This is a genomic window from Caldithrix abyssi DSM 13497, assembly GCF_001886815.1.
In the GTDB taxonomy this organism is placed as follows: domain Bacteria; phylum Calditrichota; class Calditrichia; order Calditrichales; family Calditrichaceae; genus Caldithrix; species Caldithrix abyssi.
The window spans coordinates 2,099,669-2,126,539 of record NZ_CP018099.1; the positions used below are offsets into that span (position 1 = coordinate 2,099,669).

At 45.7% G+C, this 26,871-nt stretch carries 22 protein-coding genes; 5 read left to right on the forward strand and 17 right to left on the reverse strand.

All coding sequences use genetic code 11. The features are described 5' to 3' along the window. The first annotated feature begins 1 nt into the window (after position 1). Positions 2–1,186 carry a YfaP family protein gene (locus Cabys_RS08225; RefSeq protein ID WP_081475093.1) on the forward strand — a complete coding sequence of 395 codons (1,185 nt, stop codon included), beginning with the start codon at positions 2–4 and terminating at the stop codon, positions 1,184–1,186. Position 1,187: 1 nt separating this feature from the next. Here the strand turns inward: Cabys_RS08225 and Cabys_RS20590 are convergent, their stop codons facing one another. Then, a complete protein-coding gene (locus Cabys_RS20590) occupies positions 1,188–1,322 on the reverse strand; it encodes a hypothetical protein (protein WP_257786504.1) in 135 nt (44 codons plus the stop codon). On the opposite strand from Cabys_RS20590, the gene Cabys_RS08230 reads away from it, so the two are divergent. The 3 genes from Cabys_RS08230 (at position 1,314) to Cabys_RS08240 (ending at position 4,044) form a co-directional block, all read left to right on the forward strand. Continuing rightward, entirely contained in the window at positions 1,314–2,759 is a 1,446-nt protein-coding gene (locus Cabys_RS08230) for a hypothetical protein (protein WP_150109297.1), read from the forward strand. The genes Cabys_RS20590 and Cabys_RS08230 overlap by 9 nt on opposite strands. Positions 2,760–2,845: 86 nt before the next feature. Then, positions 2,846–3,637 (forward strand): FecR domain-containing protein, encoded by a 792-nt coding sequence (locus tag Cabys_RS08235; protein WP_006929872.1) that lies wholly within the window; start codon positions 2,846–2,848, stop codon positions 3,635–3,637. Beyond that, positions 3,634–4,044 carry an LPP20 family lipoprotein gene (locus Cabys_RS08240; protein WP_081475094.1) on the forward strand — a complete coding sequence of 137 codons (411 nt, stop codon included), beginning with the start codon at positions 3,634–3,636 and terminating at the stop codon, positions 4,042–4,044. The genes Cabys_RS08235 and Cabys_RS08240 overlap by 4 nt, the downstream gene beginning before the upstream one ends. 409 nt (positions 4,045–4,453) lie before the next feature. On the opposite strand, the gene Cabys_RS08250 is transcribed toward Cabys_RS08240, so the two are convergent. The 6 genes from Cabys_RS08250 to Cabys_RS08275 all read right to left on the reverse strand — a co-directional run bounded on the left by Cabys_RS08250 (position 4,454) and on the right by Cabys_RS08275 (position 13,704). Continuing rightward, entirely contained in the window at positions 4,454–6,712 is a 2,259-nt protein-coding gene (locus tag Cabys_RS08250; RefSeq protein WP_006929874.1) for an IS4 family transposase, read from the reverse strand. Between the two features lie 177 nt (positions 6,713–6,889). Further along, complete coding sequence (locus tag Cabys_RS08255; RefSeq protein WP_006929875.1) at positions 6,890–8,332, reverse strand: TrkH family potassium uptake protein; 1,443 nt, start codon at positions 8,330–8,332, stop codon at positions 6,890–6,892. 7 nt (positions 8,333–8,339) lie between these two features. Further along, the gene (gene trkA / locus Cabys_RS08260) at positions 8,340–9,680 is read right to left on the reverse strand and encodes a Trk system potassium transporter TrkA (protein WP_006929876.1); all 1,341 of its coding nucleotides are present in this window, start codon (positions 9,678–9,680) and stop codon (positions 8,340–8,342) included. A gap of 15 nt (positions 9,681–9,695) precedes the next feature. Then, positions 9,696–10,733 carry a low-specificity L-threonine aldolase gene (ltaE, locus tag Cabys_RS08265; protein WP_006929877.1) on the reverse strand — a complete coding sequence of 346 codons (1,038 nt, stop codon included), beginning with the start codon at positions 10,731–10,733 and terminating at the stop codon, positions 9,696–9,698. Positions 10,734–10,965: 232 nt separating this feature from the next. Further along, positions 10,966–11,484: a hypothetical protein gene (locus Cabys_RS08270; RefSeq protein ID WP_006929878.1), complete on the reverse strand. Its 519-nt coding sequence runs from the start codon at positions 11,482–11,484 to the stop codon at positions 10,966–10,968. A 9-nt stretch (positions 11,485–11,493) separates the two neighbouring features. Further along, positions 11,494–13,704, reverse strand: coding sequence for a DNA methyltransferase (locus Cabys_RS08275; protein WP_006929879.1), 2,211 nt, complete (start codon positions 13,702–13,704; stop codon positions 11,494–11,496). Between the two features lie 329 nt (positions 13,705–14,033). Here Cabys_RS08275 and Cabys_RS08280 point away from each other — a divergent pair, with 329 nt between their 5' ends. After that, a complete protein-coding gene (locus tag Cabys_RS08280) occupies positions 14,034–16,265 on the forward strand; it encodes an NADP-dependent isocitrate dehydrogenase (RefSeq protein WP_006929881.1) in 2,232 nt (743 codons plus the stop codon). A gap of 313 nt (positions 16,266–16,578) precedes the next feature. Here the strand turns inward: Cabys_RS08280 and Cabys_RS08285 are convergent, their stop codons facing one another. The 10 genes from Cabys_RS08285 to Cabys_RS08330 form a co-directional block, all read right to left on the reverse strand. After that, positions 16,579–17,223 (reverse strand): DUF6448 family protein, encoded by a 645-nt coding sequence (locus Cabys_RS08285; protein ID WP_006929882.1) that lies wholly within the window; start codon positions 17,221–17,223, stop codon positions 16,579–16,581. A gap of 50 nt (positions 17,224–17,273) precedes the next feature. Then, positions 17,274–19,292 carry a ferrous iron transport protein B gene (gene feoB / locus Cabys_RS08290; RefSeq protein ID WP_006929883.1) on the reverse strand — a complete coding sequence of 673 codons (2,019 nt, stop codon included), beginning with the start codon at positions 19,290–19,292 and terminating at the stop codon, positions 17,274–17,276. Between the two features lie 4 nt (positions 19,293–19,296). After that, positions 19,297–19,746 (reverse strand): FeoA domain-containing protein, encoded by a 450-nt coding sequence (locus Cabys_RS08295; RefSeq protein ID WP_006929884.1) that lies wholly within the window; start codon positions 19,744–19,746, stop codon positions 19,297–19,299. Positions 19,747–19,991: 245 nt separating this feature from the next. Then, positions 19,992–20,402, reverse strand: coding sequence for a NifB/NifX family molybdenum-iron cluster-binding protein (locus Cabys_RS08300; RefSeq protein ID WP_006929885.1), 411 nt, complete (start codon positions 20,400–20,402; stop codon positions 19,992–19,994). A 45-nt stretch (positions 20,403–20,447) separates the two neighbouring features. Beyond that, positions 20,448–20,786, reverse strand: a complete 339-nt coding sequence (locus tag Cabys_RS08305) for an ArsR/SmtB family transcription factor (RefSeq protein ID WP_044281276.1) — start codon at positions 20,784–20,786, stop codon at positions 20,448–20,450. Between the two features lie 222 nt (positions 20,787–21,008). Continuing rightward, positions 21,009–21,854 carry a DUF4405 domain-containing protein gene (locus Cabys_RS08310; RefSeq protein ID WP_006929887.1) on the reverse strand — a complete coding sequence of 282 codons (846 nt, stop codon included), beginning with the start codon at positions 21,852–21,854 and terminating at the stop codon, positions 21,009–21,011. A gap of 19 nt (positions 21,855–21,873) precedes the next feature. Further along, a complete protein-coding gene (locus tag Cabys_RS08315) occupies positions 21,874–23,013 on the reverse strand; it encodes a hypothetical protein (RefSeq protein WP_006929888.1) in 1,140 nt (379 codons plus the stop codon). 29 nt (positions 23,014–23,042) lie between these two features. Further along, positions 23,043–23,564 carry a DUF2202 domain-containing protein gene (locus tag Cabys_RS08320; RefSeq protein ID WP_225868917.1) on the reverse strand — a complete coding sequence of 174 codons (522 nt, stop codon included), beginning with the start codon at positions 23,562–23,564 and terminating at the stop codon, positions 23,043–23,045. A 401-nt stretch (positions 23,565–23,965) separates the two neighbouring features. Further along, the gene (locus Cabys_RS08325) at positions 23,966–24,466 is read right to left on the reverse strand and encodes a hypothetical protein (RefSeq protein ID WP_006929890.1); all 501 of its coding nucleotides are present in this window, start codon (positions 24,464–24,466) and stop codon (positions 23,966–23,968) included. A gap of 924 nt (positions 24,467–25,390) precedes the next feature. Next, complete coding sequence (locus Cabys_RS08330) at positions 25,391–26,536, reverse strand: permease (protein ID WP_006929891.1); 1,146 nt, start codon at positions 26,534–26,536, stop codon at positions 25,391–25,393. Positions 26,537–26,871 lie beyond the last annotated feature (335 nt).

The window sequence follows — 26,871 nt, forward strand, 5'->3', positions numbered from 1 at the left end:
TATGGGGATGTTAAAGGTTATTCTAATGACTTTGTGCCTGCTTTTAACCGTGCAGGCCTACGATTTTAAGGTAACGGTTAAATGGGATGAAATGGCCATGAGCGGCGAGGCCGAGGCTGTTTTACAATATTATCACGATGGCAAGGTGGAAGCCATTCGCGGCAATCTGGATAAACCTTCCAGCGATGGCAATGTGACGGTTAACCGCACGCTAACGGGAGGTTCGCAGGAATTCATTATCCATGATGCAAAGGGGGCCTTATTTAATATTTGGGTGATCAACGATTTGATGGATGAGGAATTTGCCGAGGAAGAAGATTTTTACGCTCTTTCTAACGCTGGCATCGAAGTGTGGGTGGAGGATCGCCTGAATGGCGGCGTTCATTCCATTAAGCTCAAACCGGGGCAAAAGGGGCTGGTGTACCGCGCAGGCGTTATCTCAGACGGGCATTTTTACGAAGTTAATGAGTTGTTCCTGAAAAAACGGCTTTACGTGGTTAATCTGGTGGATGCGGTCAACGGTCGGCCATTGGCCGGCGTGGGCGTGGCCATTAAAAATCAGCGTACCGGCGAAACCGTTGCCCTGGGACAGACCGATGCCAATGGGACGTTTATCAGCGAAATGGAATACGGCGCCTATGATGTGCTTTTTAGCAAGCAAGGGTATCTGGAAGCCAAACATCAATTCGAAATGACCATTATGGAATTGCCGGTAAGCATGCATTTTGCTTTAACGCCGGAGGTGCGGGAATTTCGTATTATTTTAACCTGGGGCGCCTTTCCTCCGGATCTGGATGCCCATTTAAGCGGGCCGCGTCCAGGCGGCGGAACGTTCCACATCTGGTGGCGCAATAAAACGCCCATCGGCGGCCGAAATTTTCTGGACCGCGACGATCAGCACTCTTACGGTCCGGAAACCATCACCATTTATAAACCGGCGCCCGGAGTTTACACCTATGCCGTGCACAATTACAGCGGCCGAATGCACCGGGGCAGCCGCGACCTTTCGTACAGCGGCGCCCATGTGGATGTTTATGCCGATGGTCGGTTGGTGGCCAGCTTTGACGCACCGCGCGGCGTCAAAGGCAATGTGTGGAAGGTCTTTCAAATCGATCGCAATAATCAGGTGGCGCCCATTAACCAATTTTACGATCAAAAAGAGTCGGCGCAGGTGTTAAATCCCTGACTTAATGCTTCCTGCCCGGCGCTGTTTGCTGGCGAAAAAAGATGGGAAAGGCGTTGGCTAAAACGACAAAGGCCAGTACGCCCATACCGGCCAGTGTAAAATCAAAATGATTGGAGAAATCATGCGCATGGGACATATTTTTATCTATCTGGCGCTTGGCGCGTTAATATCGGGCCAAGGCCTGTTTGCTCAGGATGATGAGTTTCAGAAATGGCTGGAAAAAGATCAGGCGCAGTTTAAGCAGTTTGTGGAGCAGGAAGATAAAGACTTTGCCGAATTTTTGAAAAAAGACTGGCAGGCTTTTTTAACCGAACAAGGCATAAAAACCTTCTCCAGGCCAAAACCGCCTAAAATGCCCGTTGCCCGTGAAGAGGACAAACCAAAACCGCAAGTACCTGTCAAAAAGATTGAAGAATTGCCGCTCCCGCCTCCAAAACCTGTGGTTAAACCAAAGCCGCGCCCCCTGCCCAGGCCTCAAAAGCAGGCTATTACCGTGAATTTTTACGGCGCCAGGCTCAATTTTCCCGCGGTGCGATTGAAATCAATAAACCTTAAAAGTCCGCTAACCAGCGAAAAGATCAGCCAGGCCTGGCTGGCCATGGCGGCCACCGATTACAAACCGCTGGTTTCGGCCCTGCAACAAACCCAAAAACAGTTACTATTAAACGACTGGGCTTTTCTGGAGCTGATAGACAAGGCGGTTCGCAAAAATTTTGCAAACGATCCCAATATCTGCACGGCTTATAACTGGTTTTTATTGAATAAGCTGGGTTACGACGCAAAGGTCGCCTTTAAAGCCGATAAGTTATTTTTACTCATGCCTTCTAAAAATACGATTTTTGAACAACCTTTTGTTAAGATTAACAACCAGCGCTATTACTTCATCTCGCTTAATGAAAGGCTGAATTTGAGCGGCAAGATCCGCACCTATCGCGGAACTTTTAAAAACGCGGATCAACCTCTTCGTTTAACCCTGAACCGTTTGCCGGTTTTCGCCATTACGCCTGGCGAAAAAGCCATGCATTTTACCTTTAACGGCAAACAATATCAGCTTTCCGCGCAGTACGACGTGCAACTGGTGCGTTTTCTGGAAAACTATCCGCAAACTGATTTAACCGTGTATTTTGCGGCGCCGGTTTCCGGCGAGCTGAATTATTCTTTGCTTACGCAATTACGGCCCATGGTGCAGGGCAAAAGCGAGCTGGAGGCGGTGAATTTGCTCTTACGCTTTGTGCAAACAGCCTTTAAATACCAGACAGATGACCAGCAATTTGGTCGTGAAAAATGTTTGCTGCCGGACGAAACGCTTTATTACCCGGCCAGCGATTGTGAAGACCGTTCCGTTCTGTTCGCTTTTTTGGTGCGTCATTTGCTGGGATTAGAGATCATTGGGCTGGATTACCCCAATCACATTGCCACGGCGGTGTGTTTTAATTCTCAGATTCCGGGCGCCGCGGTGGAATACAAAGGAAAACGATTCGTGATTTGCGATCCTACCTACATCAATGCCGACGCGGGAATGGTGATGCCCGATTTTAAAGACGTTAATCCCAAAATTATTGAATTAAAATGAACTGACGCTTAAATACGTATGATGAGAACGGCATTTTAAATTTTGAGATTTGAAGCGACAGAAAACAGCAACGAGGAGAAAAGGCGATGAAAATACATTGTTTGGGCTGGATGGTCATTTTGTTCTTTACTTCTGTTACGCTTGCTCAGGAGCCGCTGGGCAAGGTGACCTTTCCCATCGGGAAGAATTTTTTGCAGCATGCGGGGCAGCTGGAATGGCAGCCGGTTAAATATTACATGCCGGTGCTGGAAAAAGATCGCCTTAAAACAGGTAAACAATCGCGCTGCGAAATTACTTTTAAAAACAAGAAAGTGATGCGCATCGGCGAGAATTCGGTGATCAGCATTACGCGCGATAAAATGGGCAATGAACAGGTAGAAATGAGTCGCGGCCGGGCCTGGATCAGCTTGTTTTTAAAGGGGGTGGCCTCGCTGGTGGTTAAAACGCCCACTTCTGTTTGCGCCGTGCGCGGCACAGTCTATCGCCTGGAAAGCGACTCTAACATGACCCGCTATCGTTGTTATGAAGGAGCCCTGGAGATTACCCCCTTAAAAAAAGATCGCTCGGGGTTGGCCGATACTTCGCTCACTTTAAGCGCCGGCCAGGAATTAATTCTGGTGATGAATTTTGAAGAGTACAAAAAGCAACAGCAAAAGGAATTTGAAGAATTTAAGAAAAAGGACGCTGACGATTTTGAACAATTCATAAAAGAGGAGCGAAAAGCGTTTGAAGACATGGTGGCTAAAGACCTGGCGGAATTTAAGCAGATGCAGGATGTGGCTTATAAAATGACTGCATTTGATGCGCAGGAAGACGCCAATTCCGACTGGGTGCAATGGAATAAAGAGCGCGACCGTTTAATGCAAGAAGGTGAATGATGAGGAGGGTATTTTTATTAATATTAGCCGCCGGCCTTATTTTGTTTGCCTGTAAAAATGAAAAAGATAAACAGGGTAATGAATCGACGGTAGAGACTGCGGACAGCGATTCGCTTGCGTTGCAGGTGAAGAATGCGCCGCAGTGGGCGCTTTCCGTTCCGCAGAAAGAGGGTTATCTGTACGCTGTTGGTAAGGGCAGCTCGCTGCGCCCGGAGTTGGCCAGGAAAAAAGCCATGCTGGAGGCGCGCGTAAAATTGGCTGAAAAGCTGAGCGGGCGCGGCGATAGTTTGAATGTTTTTTTACGCCGCAGCCGTGTAAAAGAGGAAACGCAGATCAAAGATGGTGGACGCTGGCGGAGCTTTGTGCTGCTGGAGGTTCCGTTGGCGGACGGTGAGAAGGTGGAATAGGAAAGGTTTTCGGTTTGAGGAGAAGGCCGGGGGGAAGGGGATGGAGAAGAGGGGGAGGGAAGCGCCCCCTGAAGGGGGGCGCTGGTTTGGCGTGGGGGAGATTGCCCGGGGCGCCGCCCTGGGCATGCGCAGCACAACGTAAGCAGAACCACGAACGAAGGACAAATCCCTTCGTCTTTGATATGTTCGCTCTCTGCAACAATATAAACCATGAAAAATCAGGCATAAAACAGCAGAATGGTTTTATCGATGTCGAAAATCATCATGCCAAAGGTGTTATGGGAGTGTCTCAAAAGCGACATCATATGTATATTTATAAAAATATATGGAAAAGTTTACAATAGTCCTCACCCCCTTATCCCCCTCTCCCGATTTCGGGCTGACCTTTACCCACACATAGCACCGTGGGTTATGGGCCGTCTCGGCTTGAAGTAAAAATAATATACATCTCGGTTGCCGTATCCAATCGCTGTATTCCTCGCCAGAGCGTTACTGTGCCAGGCTCGCCATCACTCTTTCTGCCTAAATGGCCTCCGATCTGACCTACCATACGGATGGCTTCTCGTAAACTCATCGGCTCCTCCGGCGCTATGGGCGTCTTATGCACATAGCAATACAACGCTTTCCATTCCTCTTCTTTGAAAAATACGCTCGCCGGCGAATCCGGTATTTCACGACCTAACATGGTCATATGATAAATGCGCCAGGCTACAACCATATCCACGGCTAAGGCCGTCTCTAAACGATCCGCACTGCCTAATTGACGATCTTTTATGCGGCAGCCGCTCTTGAGCGTTCGATGATATATCTCGATACCCCAACGACGAGTGTACCACTGCACTCGTTGATAGGCATCAGTAAAATTCTCTACCGACACCGTGGTCAATAACATCCACTCTATTGGACTCTTAATATCAGCTGGCGGATCGACCTCTCGGATATAAACAGCCCACACCTTAATGGGCTTAGAGGACGAAAATCGTTTCGGCGGTTCTAAGTCTATCGACGAATAACGCAAGGACATCTTGGCCTCACGAGCCCTGATATTGCCCCTACGAGGAACATGAATTTGAAATTGACCGCGCTCTTCTTGACTGGACATGTAATCCCACAGATCAATTCCGGCCACTTTGCGATTGCGGCGCTTGCCCACGCGTACCAAAAGTCCTGCCTTGCTATCTTTCCTTTGAGCCTCATGAAATAATTCGTAGATATCCGCCTCTCGATCGCCCACGCTTACGATAAGCGTCTCCGGACATAACTTAGCGATCTCGTTGACCCGGCGATAACTACGTAACCATTTCATACTCTCTTTTTGCTCAATGGGTAATTCCTTCCGACGACGCGTCTTGCCTCGATCCTTCGGATCACGAGCCCATACCTGGGCATCCAATACGCCTAACGGCGTGCCATCCTCACTAAAGGCCAATGTATCATGTAAAATCAAGCCAATGCTCTGGTGATCTATATGGCTTGTCGGCCCCAAGTCTTTGGTCATGGGATGCGTGCTGTAGTCTAAAATGGTCGTGTCCTGAGGCGCTAAAACCACCTTGTGTTCTTTTATGCGATCTATCGTCGCCTCGGTATGTGCATCTAAAATAATATCCATGGTTACCTTCTCGTTTTGAAAAAATCGATAGGCGCCCATCGTGCGCGCCTTACCACCACAGGCCTCCGGAATGTTGGCCTGCGGCTTGTTGTAAAAGTCATCCGCTATGGCGTACAAACGCTGTTTGAGACGATTGTCATATAAGCGAATGCTGCCAAATTCCCGCTCCGCCCAATTCGATGAGTCTTTGATTAATCGTCCTTGGCCTAAACCGTCCGCACTCTCCTGACACAAAATCTTTCGCCAGTTCCTTTGCAATGGATAAAGAAATACCTTTTTGGCGATACCGTCACGACGACCGCTGGTATTTCCTACATAAAGCCAGTTGGAAGCCAGGTAACCGATGCCTTTGAAAACACTAGAATCCACATAACTTTCCACCAAAACCGGGCGATAACCATAACGACTCTCCCAATCGGTTCCAATACGCTGCAAGGCTTTACTCAACAGAAATGAAGCCAGATTCTTGACCTTAACCGTAGGTACGATCAAAAAACGATCATTACTGATCACATACTGGATATTCTCCCTTCGCGCCTTTTCGCTCCAGCCAATATAGGCATCCCTGGCTCGTAATTTATAAGTCGCTGAACTAAAGCCTAAAGCGCCAATATAGCCATACTTCTCGCTTTTTACAATATAGCGAATCTGAGCGCCACAAAGTTTTGCGCTTTTAAGGTAATGGAAATTCTCTATTAACTGAAACCATGCGCGCGAATCCTTGCTGTAGCGGCTTTTGATCGGCTCGATTACAATTTCGCCTAAAACCGATAAATGGCCTTCAATGGAGGCGATTGGAACATCAAGCTTACGCTTTTTCTTTTTTTCAAAAGCATAGCTTTTTTTTCGTTCTGGTAATTTGATTAAACCGCGCCGATCCAGCTCTAATAAGGCTTTACGGCAGCTCATCTCCTGGAATTTCCCATTGGGAGATTTCCAGTCCATCAGTTCGCATACCTCTCGTGATAATTTCCTACGAGATATCTGCGGCTGCCGGGCAATGATCGCATTAATACGTTTTAATATTGGTTCGCTAAAAATTTTCCCATATATTTGCATGTAGAAAATTTAACAAATTATTCCCCCTGTGTCAAGTGTGTGCCAGGTCCAGCGATTTCGGGAGAGGGGGAATTAAAGGGGGTGAGGGAAAGAAAAAATGTAAAAAAATACATTGTCTTTGACTTTTGGGACAGCCCCATACATGCTACCGTCTTTCCACAACTTTCACTACTGGTTTTAACGCTTCCAGAAAATGGGCACAAACAAAACAAGCACCGTGTAAATTTCCAGCCGCCCGGCAAGCATTAAAAAGGAAAGAAACCATTTACCGATCAACGGCAGATGGGCGTAATTTTCCGTGGGGCCCACCGAGCCGAATCCCGGACCGATATTATTGATGGTTGCCGCCACACTCCCAATACAGGTTTCCCAGTTTAATCCCAGCCCGCTCATGAACAAAACGCCAATAATCGAAAGCAGAATGTAGAGCAGAGTAAAACCGGCGATGTTGGTTACGATTTCTTGCGGCACGCTACGCTTGCCCACGCGAACCACAAAAACGGCATTGGGATGCAGCAATTGTTTGACCTGATTGATGGCAAACTTGAATAAAATGATGGAGCGAATGATTTTCATGCCGCCGCCGGTCGAGCCGGCGCATCCGCCAAAATACATTAAAATGATCAAAACAACTTTTGACAAAATTGGCCATTGCTCGTAATCTGATGTACCGTAACCAGTTGTGGTAATGATCGAAACCACCTGAAACAGCACATGGCGAAAAGAAAATTGTTCATAGCCCAATATGGAAAGAATATCAATGGCGATAAAGACGGTGGCCGCCAGAATAATGGCCATAAATGTGAGTGTTTCCGGATCTTTAAAATAGCTGAAAAACTTTCCTTTAAATGCCCGGTAATGTAAAGAAAAATTAGTTCCGGCAATAATCATGAACACAATGATGATGTAGTCGATCAAGCCGCTGTTAAAGGCGCCAACGCTGGCATTCTTTGTGGAAAATCCTCCCGTGGCCATGGTGCCAAAGGTGTGACACCAGGCGTCGAACCAGTTCATGCCGGCCAGTTTCAAGGCAACAGCCTCAATAACGCTGATAGCCACATAAACCACCCACAAAAGCTCGGCGGTGTGCTTAATGCGCGGCGTTAAACGATCTGGCGTGGGGCCGGGAACCTCGGCTTTAAAAAGCTGCATGCCGCCAATGCCCAGTAAAGGTAATATTGCCAGCGAAAGGAGAATAATGCCCATTCCCCCCAGCCAGTGCGTTAATGAGCGCCAGAAAAGCAAGCCTTCAGGCAGGGCTTCGATATCGGTTAAAATGGAGGCGCCGGTGGTGGTAAAGCCGGACATGGTTTCAAAAAAGGCGTCGGTATAGGATGGAATGAAGCCGCTAAAATAGAAGGGCAGGGCGCCAAACAGGGCGTAAAGCGTCCAGCCCAGGGTAACGATCAAAAAGCCGTCTTTAATATCCAGTGTAACCTCGCCGCGCGTCAGCAAAAAGAGGGGCAAGGCCACTATCAAAAGCACGCCCATGGTTTGCAAAAACGCTATTTCGTCGGGCTCGGCAAAATTGAACGAGATCAACAGGGGAATGATCAGCACAACGATCATAAAGAGGAGCAGCGCGCTCAGAACATGGAAAATACTGCGATAATGAATCATGGCGTTACTAACTGAAAAGTTTTTCTACTTTTTTAACAGCCCCGGGGAGAGCAAACACCACCACCTTATCCCCGGCCACAATCTGCGTGTTTCCGGTGGGGATGATGATCTGATCCCCGCGAATAACGCCGCCCAACAGGGCATTTTGCGGAAAAGCGATTTTTAATATGGGCTTTTTCGTGATCTTTGAGCCGGGTTGGGCAATCAATTCAATGATCTCAGCCTCCACACCGGGGATGGAGGCAATACTGACGATTTCGCCCTGGCGGATGAATTTTAATATGCCGCTGACCACCAACGATTGTTTGGACACAAAAGCGTCGATGCCAATGGTCGGAATGATGGGCGCATAATCCGGTTTATTAATTAAAGAAATGATACGCGGCACACGCAGGTGTTTGGCCATCAGGCAGGTGATAATGTTGGTTTCGTCGTCGCCGGTCACGGCAATAAAAGCGTCCATATCAATAATGCCTTCCAGCGCCAGCAGGTTAATATCACGGCCGTCGCCGTGGATGACCATGGAACGGTCGAGGCGTTCGGCAAGGGTGTACGATTTTTCAACATTCGATTCAACAATTTTGACCTGGTGGTTGTCCTCAAGTTCGTTGGCGATCAGGTAGCCGATCTGGCCGCCACCTAAAATCATTATCCGCTCCAGCGAAATATTATGCTTACCCACCATTTTCAACAATTGAGGAATATTCTCACGATCCAGCACAACAAATATATGATCGTTAGGCATCAAAATATCATCGCCGCCGGGTATTTTGGTAAAATCTTTGCGTTGAATGGCCGTAATCCGGAAGGGAAATTGCGAATACTGCGCGCTTATTTCTCGCAAAGGCAGACGTAAAATCGGGCAGTTGGCATCCAGATGGATGCCCAGCAGCACCAGCTGTCCGTCGGCAAATTCAATAATGTCGCTGGCTGCGCTTTGTCTGAGCAGACGCACGGCGCCTTTGGCCACAATAGACTCTGGATGCAGCAAGGTATCAATGCCCAGTTTGTCAGCATTTAAATAGGCTTTGGAGCTTAAGTATTGTGGATTACTCACGCGGGCCAGGGTTTTTTTGCAACCCGCCTCTTTGGCCGCCATGGCCGCCATGATGTTAACCTCATCCTGATCGGAGACGGCAATCAGCAAATCGGCGTGTTCTACCCCTGCCTGGTGGAGCAGTTTGAAATCAGCTCCGTGACCCAATAATACCTGGGCATCCAGAGCCTGCTCCACATATTTGAAACGTTCTTGCTCCGACTCGATAATGGAAATATTGTGTTTTTCGTATGCCAGACGTTTGGCCAGCGAAAAGCCAATATCTCCTGCGCCAACGATGATAATATTCACATTACCAGCCTCTGGTTAAAGGTTTTTACTGACGTTTTTAAATGCCTCAATGGCTCGCTCGATGGCCTGATCATCAATATGTAAATGCGTAACAACTCGCAGGCGCGTGGGGGCAAAGGCAATTACTTTAACGCCTTCTTCCAATAACCGGCTGGCTATTTCGGCGGAAGAACGTCCCGTTAAACTGGTATCTACAATAACGATGTTAGTCTGAACGGTTTGTAAATTGACCACCAGGCCGGGCATCTCGTTAATGGCTTCGGCCAGGGTGCGCGCCCGTCGGTGGTCGTCGGCCATACGTTGCCAGTTATGTTCAATGGCGTAAATGGCCGCCGCCGCCAGGATGCCCGCCTGACGCATTCCGCCCCCGTAAGCCTTGCGGTAACGATGGGCGCGTTCGATAAAATCTTCGTCGCCTGCAATAACCGAGCCCACTGGCGCTCCCAGTCCTTTAGAAAAACAAAGCGAAACCGAATCAAAATATCTGGAAAATTCTTTAATGGTAATGCCGGTTGCGATGGAGGCGTTCCACAGACGAGCGCCGTCCAGATGCATTTTTAATTTATATTTTTTGGCCAGTTTGTGCATTTTCTTGATTTCGTCCAGAGGATAAATGGTGCCGCCCCAGCGGTTGTGCGTATTCTCCAGAGAAATCAAACGCGTTTGCGGGAAGTGATGGTCTGCAGGACGAATGGCTTCTTCAACCTCTTCCACATTTAATACGCCGTATTTCCCGGGAAGCGGACGGAGCTGAACTCCGGAGAGCATGGCGGGAGAACCGCTTTCGTAATTAAAGATGTGCGCCCGTTCTTCGCAAATAACCTCATCGCCGGGCTGGGTGTGGGCATTAATGGAAACTTGATTGCCCATGGTTCCGCTGGCTACAAAAAGGGCCGCTTTTTTACCGGTAAGTTCTGCAATTTTTTCCTGTAAAAGATTGACAGTCGGGTCCTCGCCAAATACATCATCCCCGACTTCGGCCGATGCCATGGCCTGACGCATGCCTTCGTCCGGTCTTGTGAGCGTATCGCTGCGTAGATCTACAAATTCCATGTTAACCTTTCTAAGTATTGACATACATTTGCAAATTAAAAAGAAGCGAGGTTTTTCGCAAACAAATTGTGTTGAAAGTTTGTGCAGGAGAGCCGCGGCACAATAACAATTAATGGAGCGCTCCTTCAGAGTGCTCCATCCCCTGCTGAAGAAAAATTGCCCGGGGCAACGCCCCGGGCAACAACACATCCTATTGCCCAGCTCAACCTTTCACCAGACAAACTGACCCCTTTCACCCATCGCACCTTCCCTTCAACCTGTCAAGCTGTTTTTTTAAATTCTCTTCAATCCAGTTTGTGCGGTATCGCCGCAAAAGCGCTTCCGAGTCTGATTCCAGATTTAACAATTGGATCAATTCCTGTTTGCGAATGGATCGGCCATTCACATAAATCTGCCGGGCGCTGTCCGGATCCGTTCCTTCTAAAAATTCAAGAATGAACGCGCCCTGGTAAATATAGGGCTTTTGAGTGGCCGGATTGACAGAAAATTGCGAACGTCTGTTCATATCCGAGGCCGTTTGTAAAAATTCGTTTAACATTTTAAAGATCACCGTTTGAGCGGGATTGGTGCGCATACTGCTTGTTTTTTGACAGCATTTTTGTTCGACAATAATGAAAAACCCCGTGCAGTAATTGACCATAATCCAGTCGATATCATGCACAATCAGGCCGTGAAAAGAGTCTCGCAAATTGGCTCTGATCCAGTGGGAAAAATCGAGGTTCCTTTGATTGGTAAATTCCGGGCGCGTCATAGGGCCTCCTCACAATGTAAATTGTTCCCTGAAAAAATTCCCGTGGATATCGGTGTAAATGATCCCAACTGTTTTGCCGGAAGGGATGTCTCCCAGTTCTATTTGCAGGCCGCTGTCATTTAATTCGGCAAAGCGCTTGTTGATCTCTTCCCGGTTTTTGCCGGCTGTTTTCAAAAAAGGAAAGAGTTCTTCCGCAAAAAAAGTCAAATCAAAGGTAAACCACCTGCCATTGTAATCTCGATCGATAAACACGGCCGACAGGGCGCCCAATCCGCACCAGACCTGTTTTTTTTGTGCGTGACGGCCGCGGCTTTTAAAAGATTTGATGAAAAGCCGGCGCGCAGTCCCCTCCGATTCTATTTTTGATTTTACCTGTGGGGGCAGATTTAAATGAAAGCCGATCGCCTCCTCAAAATCGTGGTTCTTCTTTCTGTTCTGATTGGGCTGCCCGTTTTGCGAAGGGAATGCGCCTAACTGCGTAAGGATTTGATCAGGAATTTTAAAAAAATAAAAAGTTATTCCATCGCTGTGAAAAGAATCAGAATCCATTTCGAGATAAAGCTCTGGCACAATAATGTAGATGGCAGCCGGACTGTTGGATTGTAATTTTTTACTCAGGTCGCGCAGATAGGGGATATCGATGGATTGTCCAGCCGATTTTGTGTCGTCGAAAATTAACGCCGGCGAATCATCCAGCTTTCCGTCAAATTCGATGCCGTTCCATCGAAAGGGTTGTAAAGTGATATTGAAAACAGTAGAAACAAACTGGCGGTAGACTTGTGGATCAAGCTTCAAGCGATTATCAGGAGGCGGTGACAGCGCACGACAGGTTAAAAAACTACGCGCCTTTCGTCTAAATTTTTTGTTTCTGTTTTGCGCGTCCTTTGAATCATAAATTTGAAGCAGACGTTTTTGCATGGTAAAATAGGCCAGTTTGCCCATGTCAACGGCAATCCACTGACGGTTAAGTTTTTCAGCCACAACGGCAGTGGTTCCGGAACCGGCGAAAAAATCCATTATTAAATCGCCTTCTTTTGTGAAAGAGCGAATCACTCTGGCCAGTAATTGTTCGGAATTCTCTGTGGGGTAGCCGCTGGTATCGGTGTATGATGGAATGTCGCGCCAGTCGTTGGTGATTTTTTCTTCGTCTCTGGTCAAATATTCGATTTTAAACTCTTCAACAGGCGCCGTTTTAAAACGGGGAATCTCTCGAATCTCGCGGACGCCAAAGACTTCCGTTTGCGTGGTGATGTCCTGATATTTGAATTTATTCACGCCTTTAGTGGAAATCGTTTTGTAAAAGGCGTCGTCGTTGCCGCTTTGCGAATAATAGAAGATGGCGCCGCTTGGCTTGTGTTTAACGCGTAAATAATGCTCCTTTAGTAATTGTTCGGTTTTGGCCTGATTCAGTGAAAAATGCTGTCCGGCGGGCGGTAAAAAGGTTAATCCCAAAACCCGTCGTTCTCTGGGATTGCGCTCTTCCTGACTCAAAAAGCTGGTCCATTTGATTCTGGAAAGCGGTTTTTTAGCCAGCTGATTCTCAAAAAAATAACGATCGGATCTGGAATAAACGTAAAGGTATTCGTAGGCCACTTCGTATTTTTTAAGGCTACCCATGCTTTTTCGTTTGCGGTTGATAATGATCTCGTTGATAAAACGATCGATGGAAAAAATTTCATCCAGAATAATTTTAACATAATGTCCGTAATTGTAAGCATTGCGCACCACCATTACGCCGTCCTCGGCAAGAATTTCACGGGCCAGAACCAATCTTCTGCGTAAAAATTCGATAAAGTCCGATCCGACTCTGCGGGCGCTGTAGGCGCGCTGCCCTTTGTTGGCGTCGTAGCGCTCGCCGGTGGCAAACGGCGGATCGATGTAAATCAGCTTAACTCTGCCTTTGATCCTGTCTTTAATCAATGGATGTTGATTTCTGTAAACGCTTTTAAGAAAAGATAGGTTGTCGCCAAACACAATCAGGTTTTTCCAGCTCTCTAATTCCACCTCCCCGTCCGGAGCGTAAACACGATCTACCTGCAGCGCCGCGGGAAGCACCCCGTCCCGATTCGCTAAAAGCGCCTCCTCGCTTATTTTATTGCGATAAACCAGTTCAAACTCTTTTGCAGGATCGTGAAATAGTAAAGATTGAAGCTCCTGGGGAATGGCCTTGCCTTCGGAAAGAGCCGTGATAATTTGTCGCCGCTGTTCTTCAGAGAGCATTCGGTACCTCCGGGTGATGAAGTAAATTCCTATTTTAAAATTGTAATTTACGGGCAAAAGGAACGGTCGTCAATGGAGATTAATCGTGGAGCAGTGGAGCGCGGCGCGTCCTCCATCGCGCGATTCTCCATAAACGCCCAAACAAAAAAAATCGCCAAGGATCCCTTCCAACCAACCATTCCCACCAATTCATTCAACAATCATCAATCGTCAATCACCAATTTTCCCTTATTCTTTTATTGCATGATATGTTAACTTTTCTTTAACTTACAATTTATGTAAAAATTGAAAACTATTTATGGTTAAATTAATAAAAAGTGGGGAAAGATATGAAACCATTCAAAATTTACTGGACCAAAACGGATGAAGCGCCCTACCTGGCCAGCTTTGCATTGTTGCCGGTTATTAAAGCTTTTACAAAAGGAACCGGCATTGAAATTGAAACGAAAGATATTTCGCTGGCCGGAAGAATTATTGCCACCTTCCCTGATAAACTGAGGGAAGAGCAAAAAATAACCGACGATTTGAAGGAACTGGGGGAGTTAACGCAGAATCCTGATGCCAACATCATTAAATTACCCAATATCAGCGCTTCTGTTCCGCAACTTCAGGATGCCATTAAAGAACTACAGCAACAAGGTTATGACATACCGGACTATCCTGAAGAGCCTAAAACAGAAGAAGAAAAAGCAATACAGGCTCGCTTTTCTAAAGTATTGGGCTCGGCTGTTAATCCCGTACTGCGCGAAGGCAACTCCGACCGGCGTCCTGCGCCTGCCGTAAAGCAATTTGCCAAAAAAAATCCGCACAAATTAATGAAGCCCTGGCCGAAAGAAGGCTCCAAAACGCGTGTCGGTCACATGGAAAAAGGGGATTTTTACGGCAGTGAAAAATCCATTACCATGGAAAAAGCCGCCCAAACGCGCATTGAATTTGTTGATAAAAGCGGTAAGATAACCGTTCTTAAAGAATCGCTACCGCTTGAGGAAAAAGAGGTGGTCGATGCGGCGGTAATGAGCGTACGTGAATTGCGTAAGTTTTTCGAAGAAAAAATTGAAGAAGCTAAAAAAGACGATGTGCTGCTTTCTTTGCACCTCAAGGCTACCATGATGAAAGTTTCCGATCCCATCATGTTTGGCCATGCGGTTGAGGTATATTACAAAGAAGCTCTGGAAAAACATGCCGAAACTCTGAAATCCATTGGCCTAAACGTCAACAATGGGCTGGCCGACGTTTTACAGAAACTGGAAAAATTGCCGCCAGAAAAACGAGCGGAAATTGAAGCAGATATTAATGCTGTTTACCAAAAACGACCTGATCTGGCCATGGTAGATAGCGATAAAGGCATTACCAATTTACATGTGCCCAATAACGTGATCATCGACGCCTCGATGCCCGTGGTCATCCGCGATGGCGGCAAAATGTGGAATAAAAACGGGCAGCTGCAGGATACGCTGGCCATGATTCCCGATCGCAGCTACGCCACCATTTATCAGACGGTCATTGAAGATTGTAAACGACATGGACAGTTCGATCCGGCTACCATGGGCAATGTATCTAATATCGGCCTGATGGCTAAAAAGGCTGAAGAGTACGGCTCGCACGATAAAACATTTGAAGCGCAGGGCGATGGAGTCATCCGCTGCGTGGACGAAAAGGGCAGCGTTTTACTGGAACAACCGGTAGAAAAAGGCGATATCTTTCGCATGTGCCAGACTAAAGACGTGGCCATTGAAGACTGGGTTAAACTGGCGGTAAAACGGGCGCGCATTACCGGAAACCCGGCGATTTTCTGGTTAGATGACCGCCGCGCGCACGATGCCCAGCTTATCCAGAAGGTGCAACGTTATCTGAAAAACCACGATACCAGCGGTCTTGATATCCGCATTATGCGGCCGGTGGACGCCATGAAGTTTACGCTGGAACGCGTTCGACAGGGAAAAGACACCATTTCGGTAACCGGCAACGTACTGCGTGATTATCTGACCGATCTGTTTCCCATTCTGGAATTGGGCACCAGCGCGCGCATGTTGTCCATCGTGCCCTTGCTAAAAGGCGGAGGATTATTTGAAACCGGCGCCGGCGGCTCCGCTCCTAAACATGTGCAGCAATTCGTCGCCGAAGGCCATTTGCGCTGGGATTCTCTTGGCGAATATTGCGCATTGGTTCCTTCGTTCGAAATGATTCACGAAAAAACAGGCAATGAAAAGATTGCCGTACTGGCCGAAACTCTGGATCAGGCCATCAGCCACTATCTGGAAAACGGGAAGATGCCCTCGCGCAGGGTGAATGAACTGGATAATCGCGGCAGTACCTTTTACCTGGCCATGTACTGGGCGCGCGCTCTGGCCAGCCAGGATAAAGACCCCTGGTTAAAAGAACGCTTTACGCCAGTGGCCGAAGCGCTGGAACAAAATGAAGCCAAAATCAATGAAGAGATGTTAGCCGCTCAGGGACATCCGGTTGATATTGGCGGCTATTACAAACCGGACGAAACAATCGTTGAAAGAGAAATGCGGCCCAGTCCGACCTTCAATGCCATCATTGACGCGCTTTTGTAAAACTACTGAAAATTTACTAACCAGTCTCAAAGCGGACTTTCTATCTAAAGGCGTTGCAAAGCATCTGTTTTTGTGACGCCTTTTTTAAATGTTTCCTTTCAGTCCCAAAAGCTGTAAACAATTAGATTAACTCATTACGTATTACTGCTATATTTTCCTGGCGTACTTTGCGCAATCTTTGCGATTGATTAAATCAAAAAAGCTCGAGTGAAAAACCTGTTTTGTTTTCACTCGAGCCTATATTAATCTGCTTGACGCTTTATTTTGTAGTAAAAAAACACGCCTTAAGCATATTGAAAATCACAAAAGAGAATTAATGACCGTCGCACTTGGCTGGCGGAGTCGCTTCTACTGATGTTTCAGCGGAATGATCGTGTCCCGATTTTTGCGTTGCTTTGTAAACTCCATCAACATAATGGATAAACTTAACATAAGAGGCCACAAATTCTCGGCCCGCTTCCACATCGTTTGCATCGAAATTTTTCTTGGAAACCAGATCGTGAAAATGTTCATGGAGACCTTTTTTTACATTGTCCGTTAAAATTTTTAAAACCTCATCGGCTGATCCTTTGACCAGAGCTTCATCGCCGGCCCGGATGGCTGGCCCAAGGTCCATTCCCGCAGGCTTTAAGCCGGTATAAGGCGCGCCTTCGCTTTCTCTATGAAGACGAACGACGGTTTCAAGAAAATAGGTGTCGGCAAGTTTTTGGGCTTCAGGGCTTAATTTGCGGACTTTAAGTGTTTTTTGAAAAGAATCTATGACTTCTTTTTCCTGCTCACTATTGACCCAAATTAAAACCAAATTCACGTTTCCGGTTTCAAGCGCTTTTACGGCTGCTGTTACTACCGGGCCGTCAATGGCATCGCAATGAGCCTGCGCCCTGCTATTGAACAAAAATAGCGCTAAAAACAAAAAGATAACCGAAAGCCCGAAAGATGAAAACTTGTGATTGACCATAAAGGTACCTCCCTGATTAATGATTGTTTTAGTGTCAGCAGCTGTTAACGTCAAAATCCCAAAAGGGTTCCAAGATGGTAAAATAAAAAGCTGCTCATCCAGGCCAGAAAGAGGCCCAGTCCCACTGTAAGAGCGGTGATCTTCCAGGATTGCGATTCGGCACGAATGGCGGCGATGGTCGCTACACAGGGAGTGTAAAGCAGAGTGAAAATCATAAAACTGATGCCCTGCAGGGGCGTAACCAGGGAGGCAATTTGACTGGCCGGGTCGCCAGCGTAAACAATGGCCAGAGAACCAATAACAATTTCTTTGGCAATAAAACCAAACAATAAAGCGATGATCTGTTGCCATTCAATCCCCAGGGGCTTGAAAAGCGGTTCAATAAACTGTCCGATTTTGACGGCCCAGGTATCCGGACCTGCAGTTTCTGCGCCCGGCGGCATATTGGTTAAAAACCACACTGCAATTACGCCCAGCACAATGAGCGTTGACGCGCGATTTAAAAAGGCTATCATCTCTTCCCAGGCACGCAGGGCCACGGTTTTAACGGTGGGTAAACGGTAAGGAGGTATCTCCATGATAAAAGGTTCCGGGTTTCCGGCAAGGCGCACATTTTTCAAAAACAAGCCAACTAAAATAACCATCACAAAACTGAAAAGATACAGCGCAAAAATGATCCACGGGGCCACCGTGGGCGCAAATAAAATCCCCGCCACAAACAGGAAAACCTGCAAACGGGCGCTGCACAGCGTAAAGGGAATGATCAACATCGTAATGATGCGATTGTACTGGCTGGAGAGAATGCGCGTGCCCATGATGGCCGGCACATTACAACCATAGCCTAACAGTACATTGATAAACGCCTTGCCGTCCAGACCAATCACGTGCATTAAATGGTCTAGCAGAAATGCCGCGCGCGCCATGTAGCCGCTATCTTCGATTAACGACATGAAAATGAAAAATAGCGCAATAATCGGAAAAAAGGCAATGACCACCCCCACGCCTTCCAGAATGCCGTCGATAATCAGGCGCGTGACGAAATCGGGCAAGCTTTGAAAAACGGCGCTGCCTCTTAAAAATTCCTGCAATGCGCCAAAACCATTGCCCAAAATGTCCTGTAATGGCGTGCCAAGCGCGTAAATCCCCTGAAATAAAAGAAAAACAATGCCTAAAAAGATGGGAATCCCAAAATATTTGTGCAGTAAAATACTGTCTAATTTTTTAGTGAACTCATCGGTGGCTGTAACGGCTGCAGAAGTGGTTTCCATTACCAGCCCCTTGGCCGAGTTAAAACGGCACTGAGCGCAGGCGGTGGGAATACTCATACCCATCGATTTTTCTACTTTAAGGCGCGCTTCCTCTACTTTTTGGGATAGCGCATTTACTTGCTCGTTACTCCGATCTCCCATGGTAGCCGGTTCTGAAAAATCGAGCAATCGTTCGGCCAAAAATACTTCGCTGAGAATGGACGGATGTTCTATTTTTTTGATTTCTTCTGCCAACGAAAGAACCGATTCCTGAAGCGGAATGGGGCAGGAGATTTGCGGCGGATGTTGTTTGATCTCTCCATCAACCAGCTTTAACAGCGTATTAATCAAGTGGCCCAGGCCCTCGCCGGTGCGGGCAATGATCGGTACAACCGGTACGCCAAGATGGTGGGACAGCCCTTTTATGTCGATCTCGATGCCCAATCTTTTGGCTTCATCCATCATGTTCACGGCAACGATCATGGGGATGCCGCTTTGCGCCAGTTGTAAGGTTAAGCCCAAACTGCGGTAAAGATTGCGCGCATCAACAATATTGATCAATATATCGGGCGGCGTTTCCATAATGAATTTGCGCACGATTTTCTCTTCCAGAGTGGTGGGCGTTAATGAATAGCTGCCGGGAAGGTCGATTAATTCAAACTGGTAGCCGTTAATGCTAAATTTACCTACCTTTTTTTCAACCGAAACTCCAGGCCAATTTCCGACCGCCTGTCTGGCGCCGGTCAGCGCATTAAATAAAGTGGACTTTCCAGTGTTCGGGATGGAAATAATTGCCGCCGTAAACTTCTTTTTGCTCTTCATCTTATTACTCTGCAGGCTCCACGATAATTTTATCTGCCTCACCGCGACCAATACGAACCGTCTGTCCGTCTTTTTTGATTAATTTAAAGCCGTCGTTCTCGCTAATGGAAATAATATCCGAAATGGCCAGATGGCGCATGCGCATTTTCTCTAAAAAACCGCGACCGCCTAAAAAGTTGCGAATGCGGTAATGTTGTTTAGAATCTTTAACCGCGCTGAGCGGCAGAGCGACGATTTTGCAATTTAACGCCTTTAATTCATCTGTGCGCAGCGCAATGCTTTCTCCCTGATCAACCAGAACCTCAACCGTTTTACCCATGGGACCAACGCGTATGATGCGAATATTGGAGCCTGGTAAAACGCCCATCTGTATCATACGTTGTGAAATCAAAGATTGATCATCCAGCGATTTAATGACATATTCAGCGTTCGGTACCAAAATAACCTCTTTCATTGGTTAAAATCCCTTTAACCATTTTTGTTGTATTTGTTATTCTAATTTAACAAAAGTTATAGCATTAAACAAATCTAAAAATTCCATTAATATTGCAAATATTTTCAGCCCTTCCAGCTTAGGCGGAAATCTTAAAATTTGGTGAGTTTTAATTTTGAAATCTATCGGAATTGTGTCAATCGAAATGTCGTAATGGCAAAAGTTAAGGGGAGGAGAAAACAGGGCGAAGATGGATTCGCCCTGAGTTAATGCGTACGTTCATCAAAAAGGTCTTCGAGTTTTCCTTCATTAAACGCCGTAATGACCTCTTCAGTAGAAACAATATCGGTTAAAATGACTTGCAGGCCTGCGGCTTTAAAGTTTTCATAGGCGCCCATTCCCATGCCGCCGGCGATTAAAACATCACAATCGGCAATTTTTTTTATCATCGTCACATGTTTGGCTTTTGCTTCCGGCCCGTACCCATGATGTCGCTTGAGTTCATGAGGTTCATGCGGCGAGTGTTTTTCGCTTTCGGAATGGTGGCAGCCCCCGCGTTCGCGCATTTCAACATTGATAATTTGGTTATCTTCAATGGTGTAAACTTTGTAATATTTCGATCTTCCGAAGTGCTGACTGACAAACTGTCCGTCGTTGGTTACTATTGCAACTTTCATTGGTTCTTTCTCCTCGATTAGATATTGAAATAGATTTATTGGTAATTAAAAAAAGTCTCGAAATTTGTTTAGCCAATCTCTGGTGATATCGGTCGCCGTTTCAATAAGTTCAAAAATACGCGCGTCGGCAATCTTAAAGTACATGGTTACGCCCTGTTTATGAGCCTCTACCAGGCCTACATTGCGCAGCATCATCATGTGACGCGAAACTACCGATGGATCTAACAACAGTTCATTAATAATTTCCTGTGAATTTTTCTCTCCGTTTTTTAAGAGGTCTAAAATGCGCAAGCGCTGATCGCTGGCCAGCGCCATAAAAAAACGGGAACGCGGATCGGTCATGGGCCCCATCATTCTGCCGCCCATCTTCATTCCTCGTGGCATATTGATTCCTTTCAATATTGCAAAATTGTGCAATAAAGATAATTATTGGGTTTTCCAAAGTCAACTTTTTTGCGCCAATAAACCATTTTTTTCAGAACACGGGTGGATTTTATCAACAAAGATTCTGGTTTGTGTGTCTAAAATTTACCTGTTGACGGATTGTCATTCGCCAACAGGTAAAAAAGATATTTAACAACCAATCTATTTTTTTTATTTGGATATTTATTCCAATTGTCCTTTTTGAATGATGTTCAACAAATCAATGGGTTTTTTGTCGTATTCATTGGCCAGGTCGCGCAGCATCATCTGCCCGTCTGCCTTGATGTGGAACCGTTCAAGTCGTTCCAGCGCCACTTCGAGCGGAATGTTTAAATCTTTACAAATATCAGCGAGTGTCATTCGTCCGTATCCCTTGCCAGAAAGAGAAGCGCCGCTTTGCTGGTTCTGGACGGGTTCAACCTTCATTTTTTTAAATAATTCGCTGGGCGTTAGGTCATATTTTTCCGCCACGTCTTTGACGATCATTTCAGGTGCCGCTTCAATGTTCTGTTCTTTTAAATTTTGAATAATTTGCTGCAAGGGTAATTGAACGGTTTTTGCCAGTTCTTCGATGGTTAATTCTTCGGCGTGGGGAATGGGCGGTTCGTTTTGCTTACTCTCCCAGGATTCTGTAAAATATTCACCAATATCCATAATGGTGCTAAAGGGGGGGACGTTCCACAGTGTTAGCACAAAAATGGCGATGGTTAAAATCGTTGTGGCGTACAATTCTTTACGCAAAGCAAAAGCCTGTTTAAACTTATCTTTCAGATAAGAAATAAAGGGCTTCCAATTGTAGAATAGATGGAAACCGGCGGCAATAACGAACAGAAAAGAAAAAATGGTATGAATGGCCTGCCATTCTTCTTTTTCCAGTCCCAACAAAGAGATGTGCGTCCATTTGGCTATTCTGCCAGCCGGAGCGATGTACAAAATTACGCCCGAAACGAGCAAAATGAGCGCCGACCAGGTAATGTACAAACTAACGAAAGCTCTCCAGCTAAATTTTCCTCGGCGATAAGCTGCCATGTTTTTTTTACCTCCTCGCTTAGAATTTCCATGATATCGATCCGCTTATGACGGAATTTTTATAATCGTACCAATAGCTATTGGATTCATTGATTAGATGAACGTAATACAGGCTAAAGGTCAAAGTCTTGATCCAGGTTTTGTTTAACGTAAAGGACTTTTCCAGGGACACATTAAGTGTTTTACCGTTATCGGAACGGATTCCCCCAAGGCCGAGAGAATCCTCTGCGGAAATATAGGCCTGTTCACTGATGTAGTTTTTATCATAAGAGCTGCCGGAAATTTTCAACGATGTTTTAGCCGGCAGCAGCCAGGTAATCTGCGCCGTAAAACGCTCCATCTCATAACTGAACGGATCGTCAAACAGCTCTTCGTCCTGATAATAATCATCGGCATTCAGATAGTCTGTCTGATCAGAAAGGCTGATTTGCTTTTTGTACTGAACAAACATTCCGATTTTGGGGTGAAGAGACTGAGCGATGCGCGCTAACAAAATGATATGCGACAGGCTGGGGATGGTTGTTGCTTCTGTATAATAACTTACATTCATTCTGCCGCGTCTGCCGCCAAAAGTTTCTGCCTGTTGACCGGCAAAGCTTTTATATCCATAATCCGCTTCCACGATAAGCGTGGTACGAGTGGGAAGCGATTTATTGGCCTGAATAAAAAGATAGTGCCGCGAATTAGACAGCTCCGGTAAATTGGAATATTCACGATATCTGAAATTGTAACCGGTTTTTAAGATGAACTTCTGCAAATTAAGAAACAGGCTGCCGTAAAGGTAAAGTTGACCGTAATTGTAGTAATTGTATGTATCGCCATTCAGGCGCAAATCCACATCCGCTCCATAGTAAAAACTGTGTTGATCTTTTCTGCCAAAAGAAGTGTACGACGAAAGCCCAAAAGAATGGAGCGAAAAGTTGCGCTCGCTTAATTCGTTGTACAGATAAAAATCTCCTTCATATTTTAACAGCACATTGGAATTTTGCGGCTGATAATGCAAATGAATGCCGATGTCTGTCAAAACATCTGCCGTGGGCTCTGGCGAACGAAATACGTTGTCGTCCACATACGTCGAAAAATTGAAATTATATGAAACCTGCGCCATGACGAACTGAGCGGCGGCTAATACGATTATTGCTAATTTTTTAATATCCATCTTGAATTCTCCTTTCAGTCATTCCTTACTTAAAAATTAGATGTAACAATGGCAGTGAATTCCTCATTACTTAATTTCACAGGGGAGTACTGAATCCCCAGACGCTGTAAATTTCTGACAAAGGCGCGTAAATGATTTTCTGAACCGCGTTTCAGATTTTCATAAACATAGCGAAGATCATCGTTTCCTTTGATTGCCTGCAGTTCTTTTTGCAAATCAAGAATATCAATTTCTTCGATTAAAGCGCCCACTTTTAATGCTTCTGCCAGTGATGTTTTACCGCGGGCCGTTAACTCATTAAAAAGTTTTTGCAACGTTTGATTAGTAAAAACGCCGACTGAGTCGGTTGTAACCGGATCGCTGACTTTATATTTTTTTAAGAGAATTTTGATGGCGTCCATGTGTGTTTGTTCGCTGCGTGAAATATTATTGAAAATGCGTTGTCCCCAGGTCTGTAACAGAACAATGTAAACATCTCTTGCCAGTTTTTCTTCTTCACGCATAAAAATAAGTCCGTTTAACTCAGATTGGCTTAAAGAATCAGAGGGCATGTTTAAGATGTTTTCCAATCTAAAGCAAGGTCTATTTATTGCGCCAGGCCTGTTCTGTGCATTTGCCGTGGAAACGACGCTATGGAAAATAATGGCCATGAACAGAACACTGAGTACAAGCCCTGGTTGTAATTTTAATCGGTACATATTAACCTCCTGTTTGTTTTTGGGTTTTGCAATAATGGATTACAAACATCATGCCATTTTTATTACATGTTGTTTTTTAAACGCTTAGCAGTTTAGCTAAATAGCCGGTGTTTTAGGATTCGACCGCATGGTCTAACGATAGACAATTTTGTCGATGAGGAGCGGGCAATAAGGGATGGTATTGCGCTTTAAAATAAAAAAGCCCGACATACGTCGGGCTTTTTCAGTTGTTTTACTTTTGGGGGGTAGAAGGACTATTTGATGCCTCGTTTAGCGTTGCCTTTGGGACCGGTGCCGTCACATTCGCCTGTTCCAAGGCCCGTTCCCTGTGCGGCGCCCTGCATTTTGCCTTTGCCCAACTGACGACCGGTGCCATCCTGAGGACGAACATAGTCCGGATCCTGACCATTGGGGATGCCGTCGCCGTCCGAATCGATGGCGTTGTCGTTGATGCCGTCGCCGTCCAGATCAACAAAGCCGGCGTTGCTGTTGCCCTTGCGCATTTTGGCCCCGGTGTAATCCGGATCCATTCCGTTGGGAATGCCGTCGCCGTCTGCATCAGGCGCGTTGTCATTGTAGCCGTCGCCGTTGAGATCCACAAAGCCTTTGACCTGGCCCTGAGCGCCGTTCATAACTTTAGATTGGTATTTGAAACCATGACGATATTGGTTTTGCACCTGCAAAGAGTCCTGTGCAAAAACATTGCTGGCAAAGAAGATTGCCACTAAGCCTAAGATTGCGAGTAAGTTCTTCATTTTGAACCTCCTTGATTTTTGGTTTTACTTTAATTCAACTTCGCTATTAATAATGTCAAAAGCCGTGCCAAAAATTTTAATGCAATTTAAGGCGTTGAAATTAAAGATCTTACAGAAAATGAGTATTTTGCGCCCCATGCGGCTTCCCGACAGACCGGTCGTTTTAAAGTACCATAGAGTCGAAATTGTTTTGGTGTACAACTATTAAGGCCCATTACTTTTGTATCAGAGCGTGTTTTATCTTTTTTAGAACAATTTAGCAGGGTCGTGTTTCAGGGCAGAAAGAAGGTTAAATCGGTAAAAAGCCATCAGTTTGTTACAAAGCAGAAAAACATTTCCGCAGGGATTTAAATAACACAGAGAGCGCAGAGAAATCACAAAAGGCACAAAGAATGTCTTAAATTAAAAATAGTTTCAATTGCCCTCACCTCCTTCATTCCTTCCTCTCCCAGAATAAAGTCTGGGAGAAGGGGAAGCTGAGTCTGGACAGTTGATTCCAACGGTGTAAGGGATTCCTGCGCTGGCCAGTTTCGCGCAAAGGGGAGAAAAAGAATGGCAGGCCGGCGGCTAATCAATTTTAAACCATGATTTACTTGATTTCTGGATTTCCATGATTTGCTTTTTGTGGCTACAAAATTTCGCCTTAAAATCGAGTGTAAACTTTCACGAGTGAAAAAAATCAAGTTAATCCTGTAATCATATTAATCAAGGTTCAAAAATACCTCAAAACCTCTAAACTCTTATACTCTTAAAAAATCATCCATCTTCTAAAGGGCTTTCTTACCGAAGGAGTTAAAAAACTTCTTAGAGCAAAGCCGGCGCGTTACATATTGTTTTACCGTGGTTAACTCCATTAAATTCAGATCGAATTTTTCTTTAAAGATATCTGTGATTTTATGCAGAGGGAATTGGCCGCATTTTTTTTTAAAGACTTCCAAAAATCGTCCCTGCCACAATGGAAAAAGCGCAGATCAATCCCATGTAGGTTAACGCCTGTTTTTTACCCATTAACTGAAAAAGAACAATCATGCTCGGAATGCTCAGGGAATTACCGGTTAAAAACAAAGTTAAGGCCGGTCCGCGAGCCATGCCCATTTTCATCAACGTTTCAATGATCGGAATTTCGGTTAATGTGGCAAAGTACATTAAAGCGCCGGAAACAGAAGCCACTGCATTACCGGCCAGCGTGTTCTGTCCGACGGCCAGTTGAATCCATTCGTCAGGAACCAGCACATCAATCATCCCTGCGGCAAATATCCCGACGAACAGGTAGGGCAAAATCTTTTTGGTCAAATCCCAGGTTTCGACTATCCATGCCGCATTGTCTTCTCTGCGAAGCTTAAAGATAACAAGCCATAAAAGCGCTCCTAAAAAGAGGCCAGCAGCGATCCATTTTGTTAGCGTGGGAACGGGCAGGCCCGGTACAATCAATACGCCAAACTGCATAAAAAGAAAAAAGAAAATCGTCCAGTTGCTGTATGGCTTTTCTTCATCCATACCCACTAAAAAATTTTGAGCGCTGCGCTCGTCGTGTTCATTAAAAATCAGACCCATTATCAGGCCTACTATAATGGCGATAATAATCGAGGCGATTAAGCGTGCCAGGGCAAAATCCCAGCCAATGGCATTGCCGGTCAAGAAAATAGCCGTTACATTGATGGCCGGTCCTGTGAACAAAAAGGCCACGGCCGGCCCGATGCCGGCGCCGCGTTTGTAAATGCCCGCAAAAAGCGGTAAAATGGTGCAGGAGCAAACAGCCAGAATGCCGCCGGAAATAGAGGCAATGGGATAGGCAATGTATTTTTTAGCCCCTGGACCTAATAATTGAAGAATACTGTCCTTTTTAACAAAAACGGCAATCGCCCCGGCAATAAAAAAGGCAGGAACCAGGCAGGTGAGCACATGACGTCTGGCGTAGTCGTGTAGTAGAGTAAGACCGGCCGTAAGCGCTTCAATAACCTTATCGCTTTCCAGAGGCATAAAATAAAAAAAACTGAAGGCTATTAAAAGATAAAGGAATTTTTGCCACTCATCATTCCACCACGCTTTAATCTGGAATAACCGTTCCATTTTCTTTTCCGTCTTAATTTTTATGGTTTTCAGTCAAAAGGCTGAATTTCTGCCAGTGCCCTAATTTAATGTTTTCTAAGTAAGCATAACCGCAACCAAAAACATTTCTGCAGGGATTTAAGCAACAACACAGCGCACAGAGAAGTCGCAAAAGGGCTCAAAGAATGTTAAAAATTAAAAATATTTTCTTGTTTCCCGTATTTGCCCTCACCACCTCGATATCCCTGATTTGTATTTTCTACTTTGACAATTTTGCCTGAACATTGAGAATTAACTTTCGTTGGCGCATAGAATCCGCAATCTTTTAATCTGATTAATCAAGGTTCAAAAACCAC